This is a genomic window from Micromonospora sp. CCTCC AA 2012012 (assembly GCF_040499845.1).
In the GTDB taxonomy this organism is placed as follows: Bacteria; Actinomycetota; Actinomycetes; order Mycobacteriales; family Micromonosporaceae; genus Micromonospora; species Micromonospora mangrovi.
This window is the reverse complement of sequence record NZ_CP159342.1, coordinates 3,050,922-3,075,700: the sequence shown is the minus strand read 5'-3', so window position 1 is coordinate 3,075,700 and position 24,779 is coordinate 3,050,922. Positions and strand designations below refer to the sequence as shown.

Below are 24,779 nucleotides of genomic sequence, written 5' to 3'. Positions count from 1 at the left end.
GTACCCGTCCGGCCGGCCCGCGTCGCCACACCTCGTGCGCGGCGCTCACCCCTCTTGTGCGAAGGAAGCTGAGTGAGAACAGTCAGAACCAGCCGGGCGCAACGCCGTGGGCGGCGCGTACCGGCGTCCGGCGGGGGCCGCAGGCTTCTCGCCGCCGGTCTGCTCGCGGTGCTCGCGGGCACGATGGGTGGTCAGGTGCCCGCCCAGGCGCAGCAGGCCGCACAGGTCAAGCGGCTCGAGGCGCAACGCTACGAGTCCGTACCCGTCAAGCCGGTCAAGGCCACCAGGCCGGGACCGCAACCGGAAGAGGCAGCGGCAAAGGTCAAGCGGCCGGCGCCGGTCTGGCCGGCGGCCGGGTCCGCCGAGGTCGACCTGACCACCGCCGCGGGCGCGCGGTCGGCGGCCACCACGGGGGTACGCGCCGGCACGCTGCCGGTGACGGTACGCCCGGTGGCCTCGGCGTCGGCGCGGACCGCGACGGCCGCACCCGGCACGGTGCGGGTGGAGGTGCTGCCGAAGGCGAAGGCCGCGGCGGCGGGGATCAACGGCGTGCTGCTGCGGGTGGGGCGCACCGACGGGGTGAACTCGCCGGGGCAGGTCGACGTTGCCGTGGACTACGCGGCGTTCGCCTCGGCGTACGGCGCGGACTGGTCGTCCCGGCTGCGGCTGGTGCGGGTGCCGGAGTGCGCGCTGACCACGCCGGGCGCCAAGGGCTGCGAGCCGGTCCCGTTGGCGTCCCGCAACGAGGTGCGCAACCGGACGGTGTCGGCGCCGGTCGCGGCGGCCCCGATCCGGGCGGCGGTGTCGACGACGGACGCCAAGCGGCTGGGGCTGGCCTCGACGGCGGCGCTGACCGGCACGCTGGTCGCGGCGACCAGTGGCCCGTCGGGCGGGGCGGGCGACTTCACCGCCTCCAGCCTGGCGCCGTCGTCCTCCTGGAGCCACGGTGGCTCCACCGGCGGTTTCCAGTGGTCGTACCCGATGCGGACGCCGGGCGGGCCCGGTGGTCCCTCGCCCAGTCTGGGTTTGGGCTACTCCTCGCAGGCCGTCGACGGTCGGCAGGCCGCCACCAACAACCAGCCGGGCGCGTTCGGGGAGGGCTTCGACTACTCGCCGGGCTTCATCGAGCGGCAGTACAAGGGCTGCGCCGACGACATGACCAGTACGGGGGCGAACAACAGCACCAAGACCGGTGACCTCTGCTGGGGCCCGGAGAACGCCATCCTCTCCCTGAACGGGTCGTCCACCGAACTGCTCAAGGGCAGCGACGGCAAGTGGCACCCGCGCCGCGAGGACGGCTCGAAGGTCGAGCTGCTGACCACCCCGGCCTACAGCAACGGCGACAACGACAACGAGTACTGGAAGGTCACCACGACCGACGGCACCCAGTACTGGTTCGGCCGGCACCAACTGCCGGGTTGGACCACGGGTCGTCCGGTCACCAATTCAGTGCTCACCGTCCCGGTCTACGGCAACAACCCGGGCGAGCCGTGCAACGCCGCCACCTTCGCGGCCTCCGACTGTGGCGGCAAGAAGCAGGCGTGGCGGTGGAACCTGGACTACGTCCAGGACGTCCACGGCAACACCATGTCGCTGTGGTGGACCAAGGAAACCAGCTACTACGCCAAGAACATGTCGTACGCGACGCCGGTCGTGTACGACCGGGCCGCGTATCTCACCCGGATCGACTACGGCAGCGACAACCGGGACAACAACGAGTACGCGGCCACCAGCCCGTACATCGAGAACGTCCCGGCCCGGGTCGAGTTCACCAACTCCGACCGCTGCCTGGCCAACTGCACCACCAAGAACGCCACCACCTGGCCGGACACCCCGTGGGACCAGGAGTGCCTGGCCACCACCAACCCGTGTCTGAACGTCTCCCCGACCTTCTGGTCGGCGAAGCGGACCACGGTGATCACCACCAACGTGTGGAAGGCGATGACCTCGTCCTACCAGCCGGCGGACTCGTGGACCTTCCGGCACAGCTTCCCCGACCCCGGTGACGGCACCCGGGCCGGCCTCTGGCTGGAGGGCATCACCCACCGTGGCCTCAACGGCACCACGGTCACGGCGCCCGAGGTGACCTTCTCCGGCATCCAGATGCAGAACCGGGTCGACGCCGCCGGCAGTGACTGGGCCCTGGCGATGAACTGGTGGCGGGTCAACTCCGTCAGGCTCGAGACCGGTGGCGAGATCTTCGTGACCTACAGCCCGCGCCAGTGCGTCGTGGGCAGTGTCATGCCGAGCGCCACCGCGTTGGACAGCAACACCCTCCGGTGCTATCCGGTCAAGTGGACGCCACAGGGCTACACCGACCCGGTCACCGACTACTTCCACAAGTACGTGGTGACCGAGGTCCAGCAGATCGACCACCTCGGCGGAGCCCGTCCGCTGCGTACCGCCTACGAGTACGTGAACACCGGCAACCAGCCGCTGTGGCACTACGACGAGGACACCGGGCTCGCCCCCGACAAGCGGAAGAGCTGGTCGCAGTGGCGGGGCTATCCGACGGTCATCACCTACAACGGTGAGGGCGCCGAGCGGACCAAGAGCGAGACGCTCTACTTCCGCGGCATGTACGGCGACAAGCTGGCCGCGGGCGGCACCCGCACCACCCAGGTCCAGGGCCGTGAGGGCGGGGCGACGAACGACTACGACCACTACGCCGGCACCCCCCGGGAGACGGTCAACTGGTTGGGATCGACGATCCTCTCCGCCACCCTGAACGAGATGTGGCGCTCCGACCCGGCGACGGCCACCCGGGCCGGTACTCCCGTCGCCGAGGCGCGGTACTCCCGCGTCCGGGTGACCCGCACCCGGCTGACCACGGACACCGGCCTGCGCCGCACGGCGTCGACGACCACGTTCGACAGCTACGGCATGCCCACCACGGTCGAGGAGAGCGGCGACGACACCAAGGCCGGCGATGAGCGGTGCGTGCAGACCGAGTACATCCGTAACACGGGTGCCTGGCTGCTGACTCCGGTCAAGCGGATCAACGGCTGGACCGGCACCTGCGCCACGTCGCCCACGACGGAGAAGCAGATCACCGGGGACACCCGGTTCAGCTACGACTCCCTGGCGTACGGCACCGCGCCGACCAAGGGGTTGCTCACCGCCACCGAGACGATCAACGGGTTCACCGGCGGCACCCGCTCGTACCAGCAGGTGTCCACGATGACCTACGACGTCCTGGGTCGGGTCCGTGAGTCCACGGACATCGCGGGGGAGAAGACCACCAAGGCGTACACCCCGGCCACCGGGGGCCCGGTCACCCAGGTGGTGACGACCAACCCGTTGCTCTGGACGGACACCCTGGACCTGGATCCGGTCCTCGGAGTGCCGCTCAAGAGCACCGACACGAACGGGCGGGTCACGGAGTACACCTACGACGCAATGGGCCGGAACTCGGCGGTCTGGTTGCCGGGCCGCGCAAAGGCGACCTTCCCGTCGGCTCCGTCAATGAGCTACACCTACACGTTGTCGAAGACCGTACCGTCCTCCATCACGACGCAGTCGCTCAACGCGAACGGCACCTACGACACGTCGTACGCCGTGCTGGATGCGCTGGGTCGGCCCCGGCAGACCCAGGAACCCGCGTACGGCGGCGGCCGGATCCTGACGGACACGTTCTACGACGCGGCGGGTCGGACCTACAAGACCAACTCGGCCTACTACACCACCGGCACGGCCGGCACCACGTTGTACTCCGGTCTCGACGCGGACGTGCCGAGCCAGACCCGCACCCTGTACGACACCGCCGGCCGCGAGCTTCATTCCCTGCTGCTCGTCTCCGAAGCCAGTGTCCAGGTGGAGAAGGCACGCACCTCCATGACCTATCACGGTGACCACGTCACCGTGGAGCCACCGCAGGGGGAGGCGGCCACCACCGTCTGGACCGACGCCGAGGGCCGGACCGAGAAGCTGTGGCAGTATCACGGCCGCACGGCCACCGGCACCTATGACGAGACCAGTTACACCTACTCCGCGGTGGGACAACTGGCGACCGTCAAGGACGCCTCGGGCAACTCGTGGTCCTACGACTACGACATCCAGGGCCGGATGATCTCCTCGACCGACCCTGACAAGGGCACGGCGACCCTCCAGTACAACGCATTGGGGGACCTGGAGAAGTCGACCGACTCGCGGCCGGACACCCCGGATCTCTACTACAACTACGACCGGGCCGGGCGGCTGCTCACCGTCCGGGAGGGCAGCCTCGCCGGTCAGAAGCGCATCGAGTACACCTACGACCTGCCGTTGAAGGGCCTGACCAGGTCGGCATCCCGCTGGATCGGCAACGACGAATACCGCAAGGAAACCGTCACGGTCGATGCGCAGTACCGGCCGACGCAGACGAAGCTGACGCTACCGGCCTCCCAGGCCGGGTTCTGTGGCGTCGGGGCGACGACGTGCAGCTTCGCATCGAAGGCCAGCTTCCGGGCAGACGGATCACCGAACACGGTCACGCTACCGGCAGCCGGCGGCCTGGCGCAGGAGATCCTGACCTACGAGTACGACTCGACGTACGGGATGGCGGACAAGCTCGCCACCGACTACGGCGACGCCACCCACTACGCCATCCAGTCCGGCTACACCAACCTGTACGAACTGAGCACCCTCACCCGGGCGACGGCGCTGACCGGGGCGAAGTTCGTCCAGTCCACGGACCGGTACGACGACGGCACGGGCCGGGTGAAGAGCAGCGCGATCCTGCGCTCGACGGCTCCGTCGTACATCACGAACACCTTCTACGACTACGACGCCAGCGGCAACATCCTCAAGATCGACGACAACTCGGGTGCCCGGCCGCGGGACACCCAGTGCTTCACGTACGACCACCAGCGCCGGCTCACCGAGGCATGGACCCCGAAGTCCTTCGACTGTGCCGCCAAGCCGCAAGCCGACACCGACCTCGGTGGCCCCGCGCCCTACTGGCAGCAATGGTCGTTCGGCGCGCCGGACGATCCGAAGGGCCGCATCGGCAACCGGCTGACCCAGACCGAGCGGGGCACCCCGACCGGAACGGTCACCACCTCCTACTCCTACCCGGCGGCGGGGGCGGCCCAGCCGCACCGGCTCGACGGCTGGAGCAGGACCGACAGCATCGGCACGACCACCGGCGCGTACACGTACGACGAGGCGGGCAACACGAAGACCCGTCCCGGCCCCAACGGCCAGCAGAACCTGACCTGGGACGTCGACGGACACCTCGCCACCCTGACCGACAGCAACGGCGCGAATTCCTACATCTATGACGCCGACGGGAACCGGCTCATCGCCACCGACCCCACCGGCAGCACTCTGTTCCTGGGCGATCAGGAGGTGCGCAAGAACGGAAGCACCGGGCAGGTGGACGCCACCCGGTACTACTCGTTCAACGGCGAGACGATCGCCCAGCGGACGGTCACCGGTATCACCTGGCTGGCCGGCGACCACCAGGGAACCGCGCAGGTCAGCGTCGGAACCGACACGAACCAGACGGTCACCCAGCGTCGTCAGACTCCGTACGGCGCGCCGCGCGGCGGGGCCGTGACCTGGCCCAACAAGCAGGGCTTCCTGGGTGGTTACCAGGACCCGACCGGGCTGACCCACCTGGGCGCCCGGGAGTACGACCCGACGGTCGGCCGCTTCATCTCGGTGGACCCGATCAACTCACCCGGTAATCCACAGCAGTTGGCGGCGTACGTCTATGCCGCCAACAATCCGGTGACGTACAGCGATCCCAGCGGCGAGATCATTCCGGAGTACACGAATCCGGCCGCCAACGGGCTGGACGTCTGTGTCCACCCCAGCGTCAGCGTGGCGGGCTACGCCTGCCAGAACCTCATTGAAGGCACGCACGGCAAGGGCGAGGGCGAGGACACCCGTACCGCCACCGGCAGTGGCTTCCCGAAGAAGAGCGGCTCTCAGCGTGCGCACGAGAGTCTGGACGCCTGCGGTCTGTTCATCGCCGGTCTGGGCGCGGTGTGTGACGGGATCAATGCCGGCCTCTACATCAAGGAGGGGCAGTGGACCAACGCTGCCGTCTCCGGAATCTCGGCCGTACCCGTCCTCGACTGGGCTTGCAAGATCAAATCCTGGTGCAAGAAGGGCGTCCAGTGGGTCGGTGACAAGGCGAAGGCGCTGATCAGCAAGGCGCCGATCGGGATAGCGCCGAAGATCAACCCGGCCGCCGAGGCCCGCGAGATGCAGGCGCTCAAGGACGAGATCCGCGACGCGGCGAGGAACGCTCCTCCGCCGAAGACCCCGAAGCCGGTGACCAAGGAACCCAAGCCGGCGACGAAGGGCAAGCCCGGCGGCAATGGCGGTGGTGGCACTCCACGCGCCAAGGACGGGTGCCCGACGCACAGTTTCGATCCGACCACCCCGGTGGTCATGGGGGACGGCACCACGCGTCCGATCGCCCGGGTCGCCGTGGGCGACGAGGTCCTCACGCAGGATCCGGCCACCGGGCTGACCAGCGTGCAGGCGGTCGAGAGGCTGCACGTCAACCGGGACGAGGCGCTGACCGACCTCACTGTTCGTGGTGAGAAGGGCGCGTTCTCCGTCCTCAAGACCACGCAGCATCACCCGTTCTGGAGCGAGAGTCGCCTCAGGTGGGTGCCGGCGGGTGATCTTGAGCCGACCGAGTTGTTGCGGACGGCGTCGGGTGACCTGGTGTCGGTGGCGAAGGTCCGCAATTTCAGCGGCCTGAAGGTGATGCGGGACTTGACGGTCTCGTTCGTCCACACCTACTTCGTGGTCACCGGCAATGCCAGTGTCCTCGTGCACAACTGCGACACGATCGACCCGTTCGCGGTGCGCTTCTCGCAGGACAACATCAGCAACAGGTTCTCCGACAAGCCCGGTTCGGTGTTCGAGTTGGCGCGCGACCTCAAGAGCGGAGCCGTGGACCCCGGCACGATCCCGCCCATCCGCGTGCTGGAGCACGAAGGTAACCTCTTCACGCTCGACAACCGCCGGCTTGCGGCGTTCCAGTTGGCGGGGAACGTCGACATTCCGTACGTGATGGTGAAGAAGGCGGATTACCCCGAACTGTGGCGAAAGCATTACTCGACAAAAACAAACGGCATCGGGATCGACATCATTTTGCAGAAGAAGCCGGAGCGTAAAGTTGTGTGGTGGCGTGGAACAAGATCTTGACGCGCTAGCCGCGAGGGTGGTGGACCACCTGGATTTCGCAGACTTCGTGGACACCCTCGCAGCTGACTCGGCGGACCACCCCGAGAATTGGGAAAACCGTAGTCTGGAGACGTTCCTCGGGGCGTGGGGGGAATTTTCCCGCAGCGCCGAATCCTGGGCTCGGAACAATGGTGAGGAGTTTCCGTTGAAGCTGACCTGGCGGTTCCTCGCCGAAATGCTCCTCATTGCTCGGGAATACGAGTGACCGTTCGGCAGTAGGCGCGGGGCCCGCCACGTCGGTGGCGGGCCCCGCGTCGCATCTCTGGCGTAGGCGCGTTGCGCGGAGTGACGAGACGAGAGACCCGGGCCACGTCCGGCGCGGACGGTGGAGCCGCCGAGATCACCTCGGTAGGGTAGGTGCCGGTCGGCTCCGACCGCCCAAGATCCACGTCGCCGGGGGGCGCCACGCATGGCTGATTCGTTCGCGCATCTGCACGTACACACCGAGTACTCGATGCTCGACGGGGCGGCCCGGCTCAAGGACCTCTTCGCCGAGGCCAACCGCCTCGGCATGCCCGCCGTGGCGATCACCGACCACGGCAACATGCACGGCGCGAACGACTTCTACAAGCAGGCCATGGCCGCCGGCGTCACCCCGATCCTGGGGGTCGAGGCGTACGTGGCGCCGGAGTCGCGCTATCACAAGGCGCGGGTCAAGTGGGGGCGGCCGGAGCAGAAGAGCGACGACGTCTCCGGTAACGGAGCGATCACCCACAAGACCATGTGGGCGCGGAACGCGCAGGGCCTGAAGAACCTCTTCACGCTCAACTCGCGCGCCTCCATGGAGGGCCACTACGTCAAGTGGCCCCGGATGGACATGGAGCTGATCGCGGAGCACGCCGAGGGCATCATGGCCACCACCGGCTGCCCGTCCGGCGCGGTGCAGACCCGGCTGCGGCTCGGTCAGTTCGACGAGGCGCTCAAGGTCGCCGCGAGCTACCAGGACATCTTCGGCAAGGAGAACTACTTCCTGGAGATCATGGACCACGGGCTCGACATCGAGCGCCGGGTCCGCGACGGGCTCACCGAGATCGCCCGCAAGCTGGACATCCCGCCGGTGGTCACCAACGACTCGCACTACACGCACGAGGCGCAGTCGACCGCGCACGACGTGCTGCTCTGCGTGCAGACCGGCAGCAACATCGACGACCCGAACCGGTTCCGCTTCGAGGGCGGCGGCTACTTCATCAAGTCCGCCGAGCAGATGCGGGCGGTCGACTCGTCGGAGCTGTGGCAGCAAGGCTGCCGCAACACCCTGCTGGTCGCCGAGAAGGTCGACCCGACCGGGATGTTCGAGTTCCACAACCTGATGCCGCGCTTCCCGGTGCCGGAGGGGGAGACCGAGGAGTCCTGGTTCCGCAAGGAGACCTTCGCCGGGCTGGCCCGCCGCTACCCGGGTGGCATCCCGGAGGGGCACCTGGTCCAGGCGGAGTACGAGCTGGGCGTCATCAACCAGATGGGTTTCCCGTCGTACTTCCTCGTGGTGGCGGACTTCATCCAGTGGGCGAAGAGCCAGGGCATCGCGGTGGGTCCGGGCCGTGGTTCGGCCGCCGGCTCGCTCGTCGCGTACGCCCTGGGCATCACGGACCTGGATCCGATCCCGCACGGGCTGATCTTCGAGCGGTTCCTGAACCCGGAGCGCGTCTCGATGCCGGATGTCGACATCGACTTCGACGAGCGTCGGCGCGGTGAGGTGATCAAGTACGTCACCGAGAAGTGGGGCGAGGACAAGGTCGCGCAGATCGCGACGTTCGGCACGATCAAGGCGAAGGCCGCCATCAAGGACTCGGCCCGGGTGCTGGGTTACCCGTACGCGGTGGGGGACCGGATCACCAAGGCGATGCCGCCGGCGGTGATGGGCAAGGACATCCCGCTCACCGGCATCTTCGACCCGAAGCACCCGCGCTACGCCGAGGCCGGTGAGATCCGTGGCCTCTACGAGTCCGACCCGGACGTGCGGAAGGTGATCGACACCGCGAAGGGCATCGAGGGCCTGATCCGGCAGACCGGTGTGCACGCCGCCGGCGTCATCATGTCCGCCGAGCCGATCATCGAGCACATCCCGCTGATGCGCCGGGACGCCGACGGGGCGATCATCACCCAGTTCGACTACCCGACGTGCGAGTCGCTCGGGCTGTTGAAGATGGACTTCCTCGGCCTGCGCAACCTGACGATCATCGACGACGCGGTCAAGAACATCCAGCTCAACCACGGCAAGCAGCTCGACCTGCTGGCGCTGCCGCTGGACGACCCGGCCGCCTACGAGCTGCTCGCCCGGGGCGACACCCTGGGCGTGTTCCAGCTCGACGGCGGGCCGATGCGGTCGCTGCTGCGGCTGATGAAGCCGGACAACTTCGAGGACATCTCCGCCGTGCTGGCGCTCTACCGGCCCGGCCCGATGGGCGTCGACTCGCACACCAACTACGCGCTGCGCAAGAACGGCCTCCAGGAGATCACCCCGATCCACCCGGAGCTGGAGGAGCCGCTGCGGGAGATCCTCGCCCCCACCCACGGCCTGATCGTCTACCAGGAGCAGGTGCAGCGCGCCGCGCAGATCCTCGCCGGCTACACCCTGGGTCAGGCGGACCTGCTGCGCCGGGCGATGGGCAAGAAGAAGAAGGAGATCCTCGACAAGGAGTTCATCCCGTTCCGGGACGGCTGCCGGGAGCGCGGCTACTCCGACGAGGCGATCCAGGCGGTGTGGGACGTCCTGGTCCCGTTCGCCGGCTACGCCTTCAACAAGGCGCACTCCGCCGCGTACGGGCTGGTGTCGTACTGGACGGCCTACCTCAAGGCGCACTACCCGGCCGAGTACATGGCCGGGCTGCTCACCTCCGTCGGTGACGACAAGGACAAGATGGCGCTCTATCTGTCCGAGTGTCGCCGGATGCGGATCCAGGTGCTGCCACCGGATGTGAACACCTCCGCCGGGCCGTTCACCCCGGTCGGCAAGGACATCCGCTTCGGCCTGGCCGCGGTGCGCAACGTCGGCGCCAACGTGGTCGCCTCGATCATGCGCTGCCGCGAGGAGAAGGGCGACTACACCGACTTCTACGACTTCCTGTCCAAGGTGGACGCGGTGGTCTGCAACAAGAAGACCATCGAATCGCTGATCAAGGCCGGCGCGTTCGACTCGATGGGACACCCCCGCAAGGGGCTGCTCGCCGTGCACGCCGACGCCATCGACGCGTACGCGGACGTCAAGCGCAAGGAGGCCGTCGGCCAGTACGACCTCTTCGGCGCCGGCTTCGGCGACGCGGACACCGGCAGCACCACCGTCATGCCGGTCATCGGCGAGAGCGAGTGGGACAAGCGCGACAAGCTCGCCTTCGAGCGCGAGATGCTCGGCCTCTACGTCTCCGACCACCCGCTCTTCGGTCTGGAGCACGTCCTCGGCGCGGCGGCGGACTGCACCATCGCCTCGCTGTCGGAGGAGGGCACCGTGCCCGACGGCGCGGTGGTCACCCTGGCCGGCATCCTCTCCGGCGTGCAGCGCCGGGTCACCAAGCAGGGCCGGGCCTGGGCGTCGGCCACCCTGGAGGACCTGGCCGGTGGGGTGGAGACGCTCTTCTTCCCGAACACCTACGAGGTGATCGGGCAGTACATCGCCGAGGACGCCATCGTGGTGGTCAAGGGACGCGTCGACCGGCGGGACGACACCCCGCGCATCATGGCGATGGACATGTCCATGCCGGACGTCGCCAGCAACCCGGCGAACAAGCCGGTCACCCTCACCATCCCGGTGCACCGCTGCACCCCGCCGCTGGTGGAACGGCTCAAGGAGACCCTGGTCCTGCACCCCGGCGACACCGAGGTGCACGTCAAGCTCCTCAACGGTGGCAAGACCACCACCCTGCGCCTCGGTCCGTTCCGGGTCGCCGCGACCACCGCCCTGATGGGCGACCTGAAGAGCGTCCTCGGCCCCGCCAACGTCAGCTGACGGCCGCCGCGGCGCGAAGGCCACCACCGGCTGATTGGCGCTGACCCCGGCGGTCCGGGCGTCGCTAGCGTCAGGGCATGGAACTGGAGCAGGCGCAGAAGCTGTGGCAGCCCGAGCCGGGCTGGCTCAACACCGCCACCTACGGTCTGCCGCCCGAACCGGCGTGGGCGGCCCTGCAGGAGGCGCTCGCGGGCTGGCGGGTGGGACGGATGTCCTGGGAGGGCTGGTCGGAGGCGGCCGGCCGGGCCCGGGTGGCCTTCGCCGGTCTGGTCGGGGTGGCCCCGGCGGACGTGGCGGTCGGCAGCACGTCGTCCCAGCTGCTCGCCCCGGTGGCCGCCGCGCTGCCGCCGGGCGCCACGGTGGTGGTGCCGGAGGTGGAGTTCACCTCCAACCTGTTCCCGTGGCTGGTGCAGCAGGAGCGGGGGGTGCGGGTGCGTACGGTGCCGCTGGCGGGGCTGGTCGACGCGATCGACGCCGGCACCGACCTGGTCGCGTTCAGTCTGGTGCAGTCCGCCGACGGCGCCGTCGCCCCGTACGAGAAGATCGTCGCGGCGGCCCGCGCGCACGACGCCCTCGTCGCGGTGGACGCCACCCAGGCGGCTGGCTGGCTGCCCTTCGACGCCGGGCTGGCCGACGCGGTGGTGGTGTCGGGCTACAAGTGGCTGATGGGGCCGCGCGGCACCGCCTTCGCCTACCTGGCCCCGGCGCTGCGCGACCGGCTGCGCCCCGACGCCGCGTGCTGGTACGCCGGCGCCGACCCGTACGCCTCCTACTACGGCCCGCCGCTGCGGCTGGCCGACGACGCCCGCCGCTTCGACACCTCCCCGGCCTGGTTCTCCTACGTCGGGGCGGCGCCGGCCCTGGAACTGCTGGCGGAGATCGGGCTGCCGGCGGTCCGGGACCACGACGTGGCGCTGGCCAACCGGTTCCTCGCCGGGCTCGGCCGGCCGCCCGGCGACAGCGCGATCGTGTCGGTCGAGGTGCCCGCCGCGCAGGAGAAGCTGGCCCGGGCCGGGGTCCGGGCGGCGGTCCGCGCCGGCCGGGTCCGGGCCGCCTTCCACCTCTACACCACCGAGCAGGACGTCGACCTGGCGCTGGACGCCCTGGCCGGCTGAGCGGACCGGTGCCCGCCCCCGGGGTCGGGGGCGGGAACCACCCGGCTCAGGCCAGGTGGCCGCCGATCTTCGTGTAGCCGCGCAGCAGGTCACGGGAGATGATCAGCCGCTGCATCTCGTCGGTGCCCTCGAAGATCCGATAGAGGCGGACCTGCCGGTACCAGCGCTCGATCGGCAGCTCCCGGGTGTAGCCCATGCCGCCGTGGATCTGGAGCACCCGGTCCACCACCCGGTTGACCATGCCGGCGCCGTAGAGCTTGCCGATCGACGAGGCGTGCCGCGCGTCCAGGCCCTGGTCGACCGTCCACGCGGAGCGCAGCACCAGCCAGCGCGCGGCCTCCAGCTCGACCTCGGAGTCGGCGATCATCCACTGGATCGCCTGGTTGGTGCCGATCTTGGCGCCGAACGTCTCCCGGGTGTTGGCCTGGTCGATCGCCATCTGCAGGGCCCGTTCGGCGATGCCCAGGGCGTGCGACGGGATGGTGTAGCGGCCCTTGCCGATCCACTCCATGCCGAGCGCGAAGCCCTGGCCGACCTCGCCGAGGATGTTGCGGTGCGGCACCCGTACGCCGTCGAAGATCAGCGACGCCGGCCCGCCCTCGCCCATGGTCTGGATGAACTCGGACCGCCAGCCCATCGCCCGGTCCACCAGGAACGCCGTCGCGCCGCCGTGGCGGGCGCCCTTCTCCGGGTCGGTCACCGCCACCACGATGGCGAAGTCGGCGTCGTTGCCGTTCGTGATGAAGGTCTTCTCGCCGTCGAGCACCCAGTCGTCGCCGTCGCGGCGGGCGCGCAGCCGGATGTTCGCCGCGTCCGAACCGGCGCCCGGTTCGGTGATCGCGAAGCAGGAGATCCGCTCGCCCTCGATGGTGGGGAGCAGGAACTCCCGCTGCTGCTCCGGGGTGGCGCGGAAGAGGATGTTGTCGGCCTCGCCGCCGAAGCGGAACGGCAGGAAGGTCCGGCCCAGTTCGGTCCAGACCAGCGACTGGGTGACGGCGGGCAGGTCCATCCCGCCGTACTCCTCGGGGGTGGCGAGGCCCCAGAAGCCGAACTTCCGCGCCTTGAGCTGGAGTTCGCGCAGCTCGGAACGCTCCAGCCCGGGCCGGTGGGCGCGCTCGCGGCGCAGCGCCTCCTGCTCCAGCGGCATCACCTCGCGGGCGATGAAGGCGCGGACGGTGTCCCGGACCGCACGCTGCTCGTCGGTGGGTGCGAAATCCATGGTGGTTCCCTCCCGGGGCTGCGTCGCCGTCGCGCCCTAAACTAGCGGCGCAAGTTTTGTCGCGTAAAGACCTCCGAGGAGACCACGTGCCCCGACCCCGTCAGCCGCTGCTGGACCGGCAGCGGATCGTCGACACCGCCCGGGCGGTCATCGACGCCGAGGGGCTGACCGCGCTCTCCACCCGCCGGCTCGCCGCCGAACTGGGCGTGCAGGGGCCGTCGCTGTACCACTACTTCGCCACCAAGCAGGACCTCCTCGACGCCGTCGCCGACAGCGTCACCGCGACCGTCGACACCTCGGCCTTCGCCACCCGGGACTGGCGGGAGGCGCTGCGCCGGTGGGCGCTGTCCTACCGGCGGGCGCTGCGCGCGCACCCGAACATCGTGCCCCACCTGGCGCAGGGGCCGGGCCGGCGGCCGGCCGCCCTGGCCATGGCCGACGCCGTCTACGGCGGTCTGGTCCGGGCCGGCTGGCCGCCGGCCCGGGCCACCCACATCGGCGCGGCGCTGCGCTACTTCGTCGCCGGGTCGGCGCTCGGCTCGTTCGCCCGCGGCTTCGTCGAGGACCCGGAGCTCTACGCCGCCCACTATCCGCACCTGACCCAGGCGCACCGGCTCGCCGGGCACCAGCGCTCGGTCGACGAGGGTGCCTTCGCCCTCGGCCTGGACGCGCTACTGCACGGCCTGGCCGCCGAGTACGACCGCAGCGTCGGCCCGCTGGAGCCGGCGGACCGTGCGGAGTAGCGTCGAAACTTCCCGTGCTGGTTTCCGGCCTCCCCCGAAGGACGACATGGACCTCGCCGCCGCGCCCCCCGCCCTCCTGGTCCGCCGCCACCTGCACATCGCCGGTGCCTGGGCCGACCCCGCCGAGGGGGAGACGATCCCGGTCGAGAACCCGGCGACCGGCGACATCGTCGGGCAGGTCCCGGCCGGCGCCCCGGCCGACGTCGACCGAGCCGTCGCCGCCGCCCGGGACGCCTTCGCCGGCTGGGCCGCCACCGACCCGGCCGAGCGCGCCGCCCACCTCGACCGGCTGCACACCGCCCTCGCCGCCCGGACCGACCAGATCGCCCGGACCGTCGCGCTGGAGCTGGGCACCCCGCTCAAGCTCGCCACCCGGGTACAGGCCGGCCTGCCGCTGACCGTGCTCCGCACGATGGTGGAGCTGGCCGCCCGGCCACCCGCCGAGGAGACGGTCGGCAACTCGCTGGTGGTCCGCGAACCGGTCGGTGTGGTCGGGGCGATCACCCCGTGGAACTATCCGCTGCACCAGGTGGTGGCCAAGGTCGCCCCCGCCCTCGCAGCGGGCTGCACGGTGGTGCTCAAGCCCAGCGAGCTGACCCCGCTGACGGCGTACCTGCTCTTCGACGCGATCACCGAGGCGGGGCTGCCGGCCGGCGTGGTCAACCTGGTGCCCGGGACCGGGCCGGTGGTGGGCGAGGCGCTCGCCGCCCACCCGGACGTCGACCTCGTCTCGTTCACCGGCTCCACCGCCACCGGCCGCCGGATCGCCCACCTCGCCGCCGACCGGATCGCCCGGGTCGCCCTCGAACTCGGCGGCAAGTCGGCCAACCTGATCCTCGCCGACGCCGACCTCGCCACCGCCGTCAAGGTGGGGGTGGGCAACGCCTTCCTCAACTCCGGGCAGACCTGCACGGCCTGGACCCGGATGCTGGTGCACCGGGACCGGTACGCCGAGGCGCTCGACCTGGCGGCCGCGGCCGCCGGGGCGTACACCGTGGGGGACCCGTTCGACCCGGCGACCCGGCTCGGCCCGCTGGTCTCCGCCGCCCAGGCCGAGCGGGTGCGCGGGCACGTCGACCGGGCCCTGGCCGACGGGGCGCGGCTCGTCACGGGCGGCCCCGCCGCGCCGCTGCCGCCACGCGGGCACTACGTCGCGCCCACCGTCCTGGCCGACGTGCACCCGGACAGCGCGCTCGCCCAGGAGGAGGTCTTCGGCCCGGTGCTCGCCGTCATCCCGTTCACCGACACCGACGAGGCGGTCGCCATCGCCAACAACTCCCGCTACGGACTCGCCGGCGCGGTCTGGTCCGCCGACGAGGAGCAGGCCCTGGCCGTCGCCCGCCGGCTGCGGACCGGTCAGGTGGACGTCAACGGCGGGGCGTTCAACCCGCTCGCGCCGTTCGGCGGCTACCGGCAGTCCGGCCTCGGCCGCGAACTGGGCCACCACGGCGTCGAGGAGTTCACCGAGGTCAAGGCGATCCAGCGATGAGGGCGCTGGTGTCCCGTGGCCCGGGCGCGCCGCTGCGGGTCGAACAGGTCCGGCTGCCCGCGCCCGGGCCCGGCGAGCTGCGGATCCGGATCCGCGCCGCCGGCATCTGCCACTCCGACCTGTCCATGGTGGACGGCACGCTCGCGCCCGCGTACCCGCTGGTGCTCGGGCACGAGGCCACCGGGGTGGTCGTCGAGGCCGGCCCCGGTGCCACGCCGGAGGTCGGCACGCCGGTGGTGCTCAACTGGGCGCCCGCCTGCCGGTCCTGCTGGTTCTGCCGGCACGACGAGCCGTGGCTCTGCGTCGCCAACGCCGCGCCGGCCGTTGCCCGGGGCGAGACCGCCGACGGCACCCCGTTGCACGTCACCCTCGGTCTGGGGGCGCTCGCCGAGGAGGTGGTGGTCCCGGCGCACGCCGCCGTGCCCGTCCCCGCCGGGCTGCCGCCCGAGCAGGCGGCCCTGCTCGGCTGCGCGGTGCTCACCGGCACCGGCGCGGTCCGTAACACCGCCCGGGTGGCCGCCGGCGAGTCGGTCGCGGTGATCGGCCTCGGCGGGGTCGGCCTCGCGGTGCTCACCGCCGCCCGGGCCGCCGGCGCCACGCCGATCCTTGCGGTCGACGTCGCCGAGGCGAAGCGGGAGCTGGCCCTGGCGGCCGGCGCGACCGACTTCCTCCGCTCCGACGACCAGTTGTCGAAGCAGGTGCGGGCGCGCACCGAGGGGCGGGGTGTCGACCACGCCTTCGAGTGCGTCGGCCGGTCCGCGACCATCCGGGCCGCCTGGCGGATCACCCGACGTGGGGGAGCGGTCACCGTGGTCGGCATGGGGGGAAAGGACGACCTGGTCAGCCTCGCCGCGCTGGACATCTTCCACTCCGCCCGCACGCTGCGCTCCTCGGTGTACGGCTCGGCCGACCCGGACCGGGAGGTGCCCGAGCTGGCCCGGTCGGTCGACGCCGGCACGCTCGACCTGCGCCCGCTGGTCAGCGGCACGCTCGGGCTCGACGAGGCGCCCGCCGCGTTCGACCGGCTGGCCCGGGGCGAGGGCGCCCGTTGGGTGGTCACCTTCCCGGACTGATCCCGCCGGTCGGCCCGGCGGCTGCCGCGATCTGCGCGGCGTAGCCGTCGAGGAGCCGGTGCAGGCCGAACTCGAAGACACTGTCCAGGTCGAGTTCCACGTCGCCCTCGGCGGTCAGCGTGGCCATGGTGGCGAAGCCGCCCGCCGCCATCAGCTGCTGGAACGTGCCCACCTGGCGATCCACCCACTGGTCGTCGGTGAGGCCGGTGTCCTGCTCGGCCTGCGCCCGCATCTCCAGGTTGGTGGCGATCCCGCGGACGTACGCGATCAGGGTGACCGCCATGTGCCAGCGCACCTGCCGGTCCAGGCGCAGGCCGCCGGTGGCCCGCAACGCCCACTCGGTGTGCGCCATGCCGTGCCGGATCAGCTGCGGGCGGGCGATCGAGATGACGTGCGGCAGCCACCGGTGCCGCCGGTAGGTCGCCCACTGCGCCCGGGCCAGCAGCTCCAGCCGGGCCCGCCAGCCGGCCGGCCGACCGGCGGGCAGCGGCGCGTCGCCCAGCGCCGCGTCGGCCATCGCCAGGATCAGCTCGTCCCGGCCGCGCACGTGCCGGTAGAGGGACATGGTGGCCACGTCCAGCTCGGCGGCGATCTGCCGCATCGACACCGCCGCCAGGCCGCCCGCGTCCGCGAGGGCGATCGCGGTACGCACCACCCGCTCCCGGCTCAGCTCCGGCTCGGCGCGGTCGCCGCCGCGTCGGGACCGGGGCGGTGCCGCCGGACCGGGAGCGACGACGGTGCCCGCGCCCGGCCGGGTCAGCACCCATCCCTCGGTACGCAGCAGGGCGAGGACCCTGGTGGCGGTGGCGATGGCGATCCCGTGCTCGCGGGTGAGCTGACGGGCCGAGGGCACCCGGTCGCCGGGCCGCAGCTCGCCCAGTTCGATGCGGCGGCGGATCTGGGCGGCGATCCGGCGGTACGGCGGCTCCCCGCCCGGCCCACGCTGGGACATCGCGACACCTCCGGCGCGGAGCGTACTAGTACGAGCGGTCGCCTGGGACCCTGTTCGGCGCAGCGTACTAGGTCGTCGGCGTCACCGGAGGCGGTGTCGCACCTACCGTTCGGCGCACGGGGGGACCACCTCCGCCGTCCCCGGCAGCCGCCGGGTTGACGGTGTACGCACAACCGACGGGAGCGCCGCGGTGACCGACAGGACCGTGCTCATCTCCGGTGCCGGCATCGCCGGCCCCGCCCTCGCCTTCTGGCTGCGCCGGTACGGCTTCCACCCGACCGTGGTGGAGCGCGCCGCCGGCCCGCGCCCCGGCGGGCAGGCGGTCGACGTCCGGGGCACCGCCCGGCAGGTGCTCGACCGGATGGGGCTGACCGCCCGGGTCCGCGCCGAGGGCGTCACCGAGCGGGGGATGGCCTACGTGGACGCCCGGGGCGGGGTGACCTGCCGGATGCCGGTGCACGCCTTCGCCGGCGAGGGGATCGTCGCGGAGATCGAGATCGAGCGCGGTGACCTGTCCCGGCTGCTCTACGAACAGACCCGCGCCGAGGTGGAGTACGTCTTCGACGACTCGATCGAGACGCTGACCGACACCGGGGACGGGGTGCGGGTCACCTTCACGCGCACCGCCCCGCGCACCGTGGACCTGGTGGTGGCGGCGGACGGGATGCACTCCCGGACCCGGGCGCTGGCGTTCGGACCGGAGGCGGCCCACGTCCGGCCGCTCGGGGCGTACCTGGCGCACTTCACCACGCCGTACCCGAACACCGACGGCTGGTTCCTGCTGCACAACGCGCCCGGCGGTCGGGTGGTGGGCACCCGTCCCACCCGCGCCGGCGGCACCAGCGCCCTGTTCAGCTTCGTCTCGCCGCCGCTGGACGTCGACCGGCGGGACGTGGCCGCCCAGCACCGTCTCCTCGCCGGGCGCTTCGCCGACGTCGGTTGGCGGGCGGGGGAGCTGCTCGCCGTCATGGCCGACGCCCCGGACTTCTACTTCGACGCGTACGGGCAGGTGCACGCGCAGCGGTGGAGCGCCGGCCGGGTGGCGTTGCTCGGCGACGCCGCGTGGTGCCCGTCCCCGCTGACCGGGCAGGGCACCAGCCTCTCCCTGGTGGGCGCGTACGTCCTCGCGGGCGAGCTGGCCGCCGCGGGCGGCGACCACACGCGGGCGTTTGCGCGCTATGAGGCGGTGCTGCGGTCGCACGTCCGCAAGGGTCAGGAGCTGCCCGGCGGTGGGATCTCCGGCTTCCTGCCGGCCAGCCGCACCGCCATCCGGCTGCGGGACGCGTCGATGCGGGCGATGACCTCCCGCCCGCTGCGGCGGCTCACCACCCGGCTCTTCTTCAGCCAGGCCGACGGCCTCGACCTGCCGGAGTACGCCGCCGCCCGGTGAGGGCCGGTGGGGTCCCCACATGTCCCCGCCGATCGGCGGTCACCGATTCGTGCCGGTGCCCGTCAACGGGGGTCGGCGGGCCCGTCCCTATGGGGCACGGGCCCGCCCGACCCGGGGCGAATGTGTGGGGCATCGACATGGCTCGACTCGGACGACGCCCCGTAGGTTTCCCCCACGCGACGGCCCTGTGACCACGGTCACCGACCCGGTCGTCGCATGGAGACCTGCGGAGGAGGTGGCGATGGCCGGGCAAGCGCTCCTGTCGGCCCGGGGGCTGACCCGGGACTTCCGGGGCTTCCGGGCGGTCGACGGCGTCGACCTGGACGTGGCCCCGGAGACGGTGCACGCGCTCGTCGGGCCGAACGGCGCCGGCAAGACCACCCTGTTCAACCTGCTCACCGGCTTCCTGCCGCCCACCGCCGGGCGGATCGAGCTGGCCGGTCGGGACGTCACCGGCCTGCCCCCGGAGCGGGTCGCCCGGCTCGGGGTGGCCCGCTCGTTCCAGATCACCAGTCTCTTCCCGCAGCTGGGCGCCCGCGAGCACGTCGAGTTGGCGTTGCAGTCGTCCAGCGGGCTGGGCTGGCGGTTCTGGCGCTCGGCGAAGCTGATGCACCGCTACCGGGGGCGGGCCGAGGAGCTGCTCGCCATGGTCGGCCTCGCCGAGCTGGCCGAGGCCCCCGCCGAGGCGCTGGCGTACGGGCGGAAGCGAGCCCTGGAGCTGGCCATCGCCCTCGCCCTGGACCCGAAGGTGCTGCTGCTCGACGAGCCCACCGCCGGGATGGGGCTGGAGGACGTCGACCGCACCGTCGACCTGATCTCCACGGTCCGGCGGGGCCGCACCGTGGTGATGGTCGAGCACAACATGAGCGTCGTCGGCCGGCTCGCCGACACCGTCACCGTGCTCCAGGCCGGCAAGGTCCTGGTCGAGGGGGCGTACGAGCAGGTCCGCGCCGACGAGCGGGTCATCACCGCCTACCTGGGAGCCGCTGATGCTGCGCATCGATAACCTCTCCGCCTTCTACGGCGAGGCGCAGGTGCTGCGGGAGGTGAGCCTGGAGGTGGCCGCCGGCGAGGTGGTCACCCTGGTCGGCCGCAACGGCGCCGGCAAATCCACCCTGCTGCGCTGCGTGATGGGGCTGCACCCCGGCCAGCGGGGCACCGTCAGCCTGGACGGGCGGGACCTGACCCGGCTGCCGGCGTACAGGCGGGCGCGGCTCGGGCTCGGCTGGGTGCCCGACGACCGGGGCGCGTACGCCACCCTCACCGTCACCGAGAACCTGACCCTGCCGCCACGGGTAGGCCCCGACCCGTGGTCCCTGGAGCGGGTCTACGAGGCGTTCCCCGCCCTGTGGACCCGGCGCGACTCGGCGGCCACCATGCTCTCCGGCGGCGAGCAGCAGATGCTCGCCCTGGCCCGGGTGCTGCGGATGGGCGCCCGGCTGCTGCTCTGCGACGAGCCCACCGAGGGCCTCTCGCCGCTTCTCGTGCAGCAGGTCGGTGACCTGCTGCGGGAGGCCAAGCAGCACGGGGTGACCGTGCTGCTGGTCGAGCAGAACCTGCACTTCGCCACCGGCGTCGCCGACCGGCACTACCTGCTGGCCGAGGGACGGATCGCGGAGGCGATGGCGAACTCCGAGGTGCGCTCGCGGGAGCGCGAGCTGCTGGCGTACCTCGGGATCTGAATTTTCTCTGGCCGGCTGACCCGCGCGGACCGCGCGGTACGAAAGGGATGGACATGCGTAGGAGCGTGGGTGTGGCCGCCGCCTCGGCGGCGGTGGTGCTGGTCGCCGGCTGTGGCGGCGGTGGTCCGGCCTCCGGCGGCGACCAGAAGCTGACCGGCGACAAGATCGTGCTCGGCGTGCTGAACGACCAGTCCGGGGCCTACTCGGAGCTGTCCGGAAAGAACTCGGTGAAGGCCGTGGAGATGGCCATCGCCGACTTCAAGGCGAAGTACGGCGACAAGGCCGTCACGAAGAACATCAGCGTGGAGACCGCCGACCACCAGAACAAGCCCGACGTCGCCAACAGCAAGGCCGCCGAGATGTACGACCGCAAGGGCGTCGACATCATCCTCGACGTGCCGACCTCCTCGGCCGCGCTCAAGGTCGCCGACGTGGCCAAGGAGAAGAAGAAGCTCTATTTCAACATCGGCGCGGCGACCACCGACCTGACCGGCAAGAGCTGCAACAAGTACACCTTCCACTACGCGTACGACACGTACATGCTGGCCAACGGCACCGGGAAGACCACCACCGAGCAGGTCGGCAAGAGCTGGTACATCCTCTACCCGAACTACGCCTTCGGTCAGGACATGGAGAAGAACTTCTCCGCCGCGATCACGCAGGCCGGCGGGACGGTGATCGGCAAGGACGGCGCGCCGTTCCCGAACACCAGCGGCGACTACTCGTCGTTCCTGCTCAAGGCCGCGTCGATGAACCCGAAGCCGCAGGTGCTGGGCACCATGCAGGCCGGCGCCGAGCTGGTCAACGTGGTGAAGCAGTACAACGAGTTCAAGCTCCGGGAGAAGGGCATCGGGCTGGCCGTCGGCCTGATGTTCATCTCCGACATCCACTCGCTCACCCCGGCGGCGCTGGCCGGCACCACCTACACCGACGCCTGGTACTGGAACTTCGACCAGCAGAACCGCCAGTGGGCGGACCGGTTCCAGAAGGAGACGGGAACCCGGCCCTCCTTCGCCCACGCGGCCAACTACTCGGCGGCGATGCAGTACCTGGAGGCGGTGCAGTCCGCCGGCACCGACGACGCGGACGCCGTGGTCAAGCAGCTGGAGGGCAAGGAGGTCAACGACGTCTTCCTGCGGAACGGCAAGATCCGCGCCGAGGACCACCGGGTCATCCACGACGCGTACCTGGCCCAGGTGAAGCCGCAGGCCGAGGTGACCGAGCCGTGGGACTACGTCAAGGTGCTCAAGACCATCCCGGCCGCGGAGGCGTTCCGCGCCCCCTCGCCGGACTGCAAGTTGTGAGCGCGAGGAGCGAGCCGGGTCTGCGAGCCCCGCAGTCGCGAACGAAGATCAGCGAGGTGACCGGCTGATGTCGAGCTTTCTCCAGAACACCTTCAACGGGTTGGTGAGCGGGGCGTTCTACGCCCTGCTCGCCCTCGGGCTCGCGGTCATCTTCGGCATGCTGCGGGTGGTGAACTTCGCCCACGGCGCGTTCTACATGCTCGGCGCGTTCGGGGCGTACGTGCTGCTCAGCGAGGCGGGTGTGCCGTTCTGGGCGGCGCTGGTGATCATGCCGGTCGCCCTCGCGGTGCTCGGCATGGCGCTGGAACGGGCCGTCATCCACCGGCTCACCCGGCTCGACCCGCTCTACAACTTCCTGCTCACCTTCGGGCTGACCCTGATCCTCCAGGACCTGGTGAAGTCCCGGTACGGCAGCCAGTCCAGCCCGTACGCCACGCCGTCCGCGCTGCGCGGCTCGGTCGACTTCGGGCTCTTCGACTTCCCGACGTACCGGGTCTTCATCCTCGGCTTCACCGTGCTGCTGTGCGTGGCGGTGTGGTGGGTGCTGGTCCGGACCCGGATCGGCATGGTGGTCCGGGCCGCCACCGAGCGGCCCGAGCTGACCCGCGCCTTCGGCATCGACGTGGGGCGGTGGGTGACCCCGGTCTTCGGGTTCGGCATCGGCCTGGCCGGGCTGGCCGGGGTGCTCGCCGCGCCGATGCGGGCGGTGAACCCGCTGATGGGCGCCGACCTGATCATCGTGGTCTTCGCGGTGGTGGTGATCGGCGGCCTCGGCTCGATCTTCGGCTCGGTCGCCGCCGGCTTCGGCATCGGCCTGGTCCAGGCGTGGGGCGAGGCGTACCTGTCGGACTTCCCGATCGTCTCCCAGACGATCGTCTTCGTGGTGATGGCCGTCGTGCTGCTCTGGCGCCCGGCGGGCCTGTTCGGACGTGAGGAGGCACCGGCATGACCAGCGCCGTCGACAGTCCCGTCGAGGTGAAGGCCGGCGGGTCGGGGCTGCTCACCGTCGCGCGGGCACCCGGCTGGGTCCGGTACGCCCTGCTGGCGGTCGGCCTGCTGGTGGCGCTCTGGCTGCCGAACGGCCTCTATCCGGCGGTCGCGGTGGACATCCTCTGCTGGGCGCTCTTCGCCGTCTCGGTGGACCTGCTGCTCGGCTTCACCGGGCTGATGTCCTTCGGGCACGCCGCCTTCTGGGGCACCTCGGCGTACGTGACGGGCCTGGTCGCGATCCACGCGGGCCTGCCCTTCCCGGCGGCCGTGCTGGCCGGCGCGCTCGCCGCGGCGCTGTTGGCGCTGCCGATCGGCTACCTGGCGGTGAAGCGGACCGGCATCTACTTCGCGATGGTCACGCTGGCCTTCGCCCAGCTGGTCTACTACGTGGCCAACGAGTGGCGTTCGGTCACCCGGGGCGAGAACGGCCTGCAGGGTGTGCCCCGGGAGTTCTTCGGGCTGGACCTCACCGACGACTACTACTTCTACTACGCGATCCTGCCGGTCGTGCTGCTCGGCCTGGCCGCCGCCTGGCGGATCGTGCACTCGCCGTTCGGTCGGGTGCTGGTCGGCATCCGCGACAACCCGGCCCGGGCCCGGGCGCTCGGCTATCCGGTGCACCGCTACAAGCTGACCGCGTTCGTGCTCTCCGGCTTCATCGCCGGGCTCGGCGGCGGCCTCTTCGCCGTCGGTCACCGCTTCGTCTCGCTCGACGTGCTGCACTGGACCACCTCCGGCAAGGCGGTCGTCGTCGTGGTGCTCGGCGGCATCGGCACCCTCTGGGGCGGGGTGCTCGGGGCGGCGCTGGTGGTGCGGCTGGAGGACTGGCTGTCGTTCTCCGGATTCGAGGCCGTCGGCCTGGTCACCGGCGGTATCTTCGTCCTGGTCGTCCTGTTGTTCCGCCGGGGCGTCTGGGGCACGGTGGCCGCCCTCGCGCTGCGCTGGGGAGCCGCCCGCCGCAGATGAACTGCGTCGGCGGCGCATCCGGACGCCGCCGTCCCGACGAACCCCCTGGTAGTGATCGTCTACCCGGGGGTACGTCTGGTGTTGACCGAACCGATGCGGGCCGGGGCCGTGGAGACGGCCCGTAAGCGGCTCGTCACCGCCGCCGAGGACCTGGACGGCAGCCGAGTCGCCGCGCAGGTCGTGCAGTCCGCCCATGAGCTGGGCGTGGTGCCGGTCTGGGAGCGGGTCTGCGTCCCGCTGCTGGCCGCCCTGCCGGGGCGTACCCCCGGTGAGATCGCCGTCGAGCACGCCCTGGCCGAGGGGGTCCGGGTGGGGCTGGACGTGCTGCACCGGGAGCCCGGTCGGCAGCTGCCCACCGGGGGCGTCCTGATCGCCGGCGCCGAGCACGAGCAGCACTGTCTGGGCCTGCACGCCCTGGCCGCCGCGCTGCGGGAGCGGGGCCGGGGCTGCCTGCACCTCGGTCCGGCGCTGCCCTGGGCCGCGCTGGCCAGCGCGGTGACGCGGACCGGCCCGCACAGCGTGGTGGTCTGGTCGCAGACCCCGGTCACCGGCCGCGCGCACCGGCTGGCCCGCTTCCGCCGGGACTTCCCGGGGGTACGCGTGCACGGCGCCGGCCCCGGCTGGATCGAACCGCTGCCGCCGCCGTCGGTCCGGCTGACCTCGATGTCCGCCGCCCTCACCGCCCTGCTGGACCGGGGGGAGTGAGCTGGCACACAAACGATACGGAT

Annotated in this window: 16 protein-coding genes; 14 read left to right on the top strand and 2 right to left on the bottom strand. The window is 71.3% G+C overall.

Features of this window, described 5'->3' with window-relative positions; genetic code table 11:
* Positions 1 to 72: 72 nt before the first annotated feature.
* From ABUL08_RS13285 to ABUL08_RS13270, 4 genes are all read left to right on the top strand, one after another.
* A complete protein-coding gene (locus ABUL08_RS13285) occupies positions 73 to 7,149 on the top strand; it encodes an RHS repeat-associated core domain-containing protein (protein ID WP_350937928.1) in 7,077 nt (2,358 codons plus the stop codon).
* The gene (locus ABUL08_RS13280; protein ID WP_350937926.1) at positions 7,133 to 7,393 is read left to right on the top strand and encodes a DUF7660 family protein; all 261 of its coding nucleotides are present in this window, start codon (positions 7,133 to 7,135) and stop codon (positions 7,391 to 7,393) included. The genes ABUL08_RS13285 and ABUL08_RS13280 overlap by 17 nt, the downstream gene beginning before the upstream one ends.
* Before the next feature lie 204 nt (positions 7,394 to 7,597).
* Positions 7,598 to 11,128, top strand: a complete 3,531-nt coding sequence (gene dnaE / locus ABUL08_RS13275; protein ID WP_350937924.1) for a DNA polymerase III subunit alpha — start codon at positions 7,598 to 7,600, stop codon at positions 11,126 to 11,128.
* 77 nt (positions 11,129 to 11,205) lie between these two features.
* Positions 11,206 to 12,243, top strand: a complete 1,038-nt coding sequence (locus tag ABUL08_RS13270; protein WP_350937922.1) for an aminotransferase class V-fold PLP-dependent enzyme — start codon at positions 11,206 to 11,208, stop codon at positions 12,241 to 12,243.
* A gap of 46 nt (positions 12,244 to 12,289) precedes the next feature.
* On the opposite strand, the gene ABUL08_RS13265 is transcribed toward ABUL08_RS13270, so the two are convergent.
* Positions 12,290 to 13,462, bottom strand: coding sequence for an acyl-CoA dehydrogenase family protein (locus ABUL08_RS13265; RefSeq protein WP_350937920.1), 1,173 nt, complete (start codon positions 13,460 to 13,462; stop codon positions 12,290 to 12,292).
* A gap of 86 nt (positions 13,463 to 13,548) precedes the next feature.
* Here ABUL08_RS13265 and ABUL08_RS13260 point away from each other — a divergent pair, with 86 nt between their 5' ends.
* Genes ABUL08_RS13260 through ABUL08_RS13250 form a run of 3 tightly spaced genes read left to right on the top strand, consistent with a single transcriptional unit; the run spans position 13,549 to position 16,767 of the window.
* Positions 13,549 to 14,205, top strand: a complete 657-nt coding sequence (locus ABUL08_RS13260; protein ID WP_350937918.1) for a TetR/AcrR family transcriptional regulator C-terminal domain-containing protein — start codon at positions 13,549 to 13,551, stop codon at positions 14,203 to 14,205.
* Between the two features lie 46 nt (positions 14,206 to 14,251).
* Positions 14,252 to 15,694, top strand: a complete 1,443-nt coding sequence (locus ABUL08_RS13255; RefSeq protein WP_350937915.1) for an aldehyde dehydrogenase family protein — start codon at positions 14,252 to 14,254, stop codon at positions 15,692 to 15,694.
* The gene (locus tag ABUL08_RS13250; protein WP_350937914.1) at positions 15,691 to 16,767 is read left to right on the top strand and encodes a zinc-binding dehydrogenase; all 1,077 of its coding nucleotides are present in this window, start codon (positions 15,691 to 15,693) and stop codon (positions 16,765 to 16,767) included. The genes ABUL08_RS13255 and ABUL08_RS13250 overlap by 4 nt, the downstream gene beginning before the upstream one ends.
* Here the strand turns inward: ABUL08_RS13250 and ABUL08_RS13245 are convergent.
* Positions 16,751 to 17,719, bottom strand: a complete 969-nt coding sequence (locus ABUL08_RS13245) for a TetR/AcrR family transcriptional regulator C-terminal domain-containing protein (protein WP_350937912.1) — start codon at positions 17,717 to 17,719, stop codon at positions 16,751 to 16,753. The two genes, ABUL08_RS13250 and ABUL08_RS13245, sit on opposite strands and share 17 nt — an antisense overlap.
* 190 nt (positions 17,720 to 17,909) lie before the next feature.
* Between ABUL08_RS13245 and ABUL08_RS13240 the strand changes: the two genes are divergently transcribed.
* The 7 genes from ABUL08_RS13240 to ABUL08_RS13210 all read left to right on the top strand — a co-directional run bounded on the left by ABUL08_RS13240 (position 17,910) and on the right by ABUL08_RS13210 (position 24,756).
* Entirely contained in the window at positions 17,910 to 19,109 is a 1,200-nt protein-coding gene (locus ABUL08_RS13240) for an FAD-dependent monooxygenase (RefSeq protein WP_350937910.1), read from the top strand.
* A gap of 241 nt (positions 19,110 to 19,350) precedes the next feature.
* Positions 19,351 to 20,115, top strand: a complete 765-nt coding sequence (locus tag ABUL08_RS13235; RefSeq protein ID WP_350937909.1) for an ABC transporter ATP-binding protein — start codon at positions 19,351 to 19,353, stop codon at positions 20,113 to 20,115.
* A complete protein-coding gene (locus tag ABUL08_RS13230; RefSeq protein ID WP_350937907.1) occupies positions 20,099 to 20,791 on the top strand; it encodes an ABC transporter ATP-binding protein in 693 nt (230 codons plus the stop codon). The genes ABUL08_RS13235 and ABUL08_RS13230 overlap by 17 nt, the downstream gene beginning before the upstream one ends.
* A 47-nt stretch (positions 20,792 to 20,838) precedes the next feature.
* Positions 20,839 to 22,095, top strand: a complete 1,257-nt coding sequence (locus tag ABUL08_RS13225) for an ABC transporter substrate-binding protein (RefSeq protein ID WP_350937905.1) — start codon at positions 20,839 to 20,841, stop codon at positions 22,093 to 22,095.
* Between the two features lie 67 nt (positions 22,096 to 22,162).
* Positions 22,163 to 23,044 (top strand): branched-chain amino acid ABC transporter permease, encoded by an 882-nt coding sequence (locus tag ABUL08_RS13220; protein ID WP_350937903.1) that lies wholly within the window; start codon positions 22,163 to 22,165, stop codon positions 23,042 to 23,044.
* Positions 23,041 to 24,051, top strand: coding sequence for a branched-chain amino acid ABC transporter permease (locus ABUL08_RS13215; protein WP_350937901.1), 1,011 nt, complete (start codon positions 23,041 to 23,043; stop codon positions 24,049 to 24,051). The genes ABUL08_RS13220 and ABUL08_RS13215 overlap by 4 nt, the downstream gene beginning before the upstream one ends.
* 78 nt (positions 24,052 to 24,129) lie before the next feature.
* On the top strand, positions 24,130 to 24,756 hold the full coding sequence (locus tag ABUL08_RS13210) for a transcriptional regulator (RefSeq protein ID WP_350937899.1): 627 nt from the start codon (positions 24,130 to 24,132) through the stop codon (positions 24,754 to 24,756).
* Positions 24,757 to 24,779 lie beyond the last annotated feature (23 nt).

Coding starts and splice junctions, on each gene's coding strand:
- ABUL08_RS13215 (WP_350937901.1), top strand. CDS start 23,041: ATGACCAGCGCCGTCGACAGTCCCGTCGAGGTGAAGGCCGGCGGGTCG.
- ABUL08_RS13245 (WP_350937912.1), bottom strand. CDS start 17,719: ATGTCCCAGCGTGGGCCGGGCGGGGAGCCGCCGTACCGCCGGATCGCC.
- ABUL08_RS13255 (WP_350937915.1), top strand. CDS start 14,252: ATGGACCTCGCCGCCGCGCCCCCCGCCCTCCTGGTCCGCCGCCACCTG.
- ABUL08_RS13235 (WP_350937909.1), top strand. CDS start 19,351: ATGGCCGGGCAAGCGCTCCTGTCGGCCCGGGGGCTGACCCGGGACTTC.
- ABUL08_RS13230 (WP_350937907.1), top strand. CDS start 20,099: ATGCTGCGCATCGATAACCTCTCCGCCTTCTACGGCGAGGCGCAGGTG.
- ABUL08_RS13250 (WP_350937914.1), top strand. CDS start 15,691: ATGAGGGCGCTGGTGTCCCGTGGCCCGGGCGCGCCGCTGCGGGTCGAA.
- ABUL08_RS13225 (WP_350937905.1), top strand. CDS start 20,839: ATGGACATGCGTAGGAGCGTGGGTGTGGCCGCCGCCTCGGCGGCGGTG.
- ABUL08_RS13220 (WP_350937903.1), top strand. CDS start 22,163: ATGTCGAGCTTTCTCCAGAACACCTTCAACGGGTTGGTGAGCGGGGCG.
- ABUL08_RS13265 (WP_350937920.1), bottom strand. CDS start 13,462: ATGGATTTCGCACCCACCGACGAGCAGCGTGCGGTCCGGGACACCGTC.
- dnaE (WP_350937924.1), top strand. CDS start 7,598: ATGGCTGATTCGTTCGCGCATCTGCACGTACACACCGAGTACTCGATG.
- ABUL08_RS13270 (WP_350937922.1), top strand. CDS start 11,206: ATGGAACTGGAGCAGGCGCAGAAGCTGTGGCAGCCCGAGCCGGGCTGG.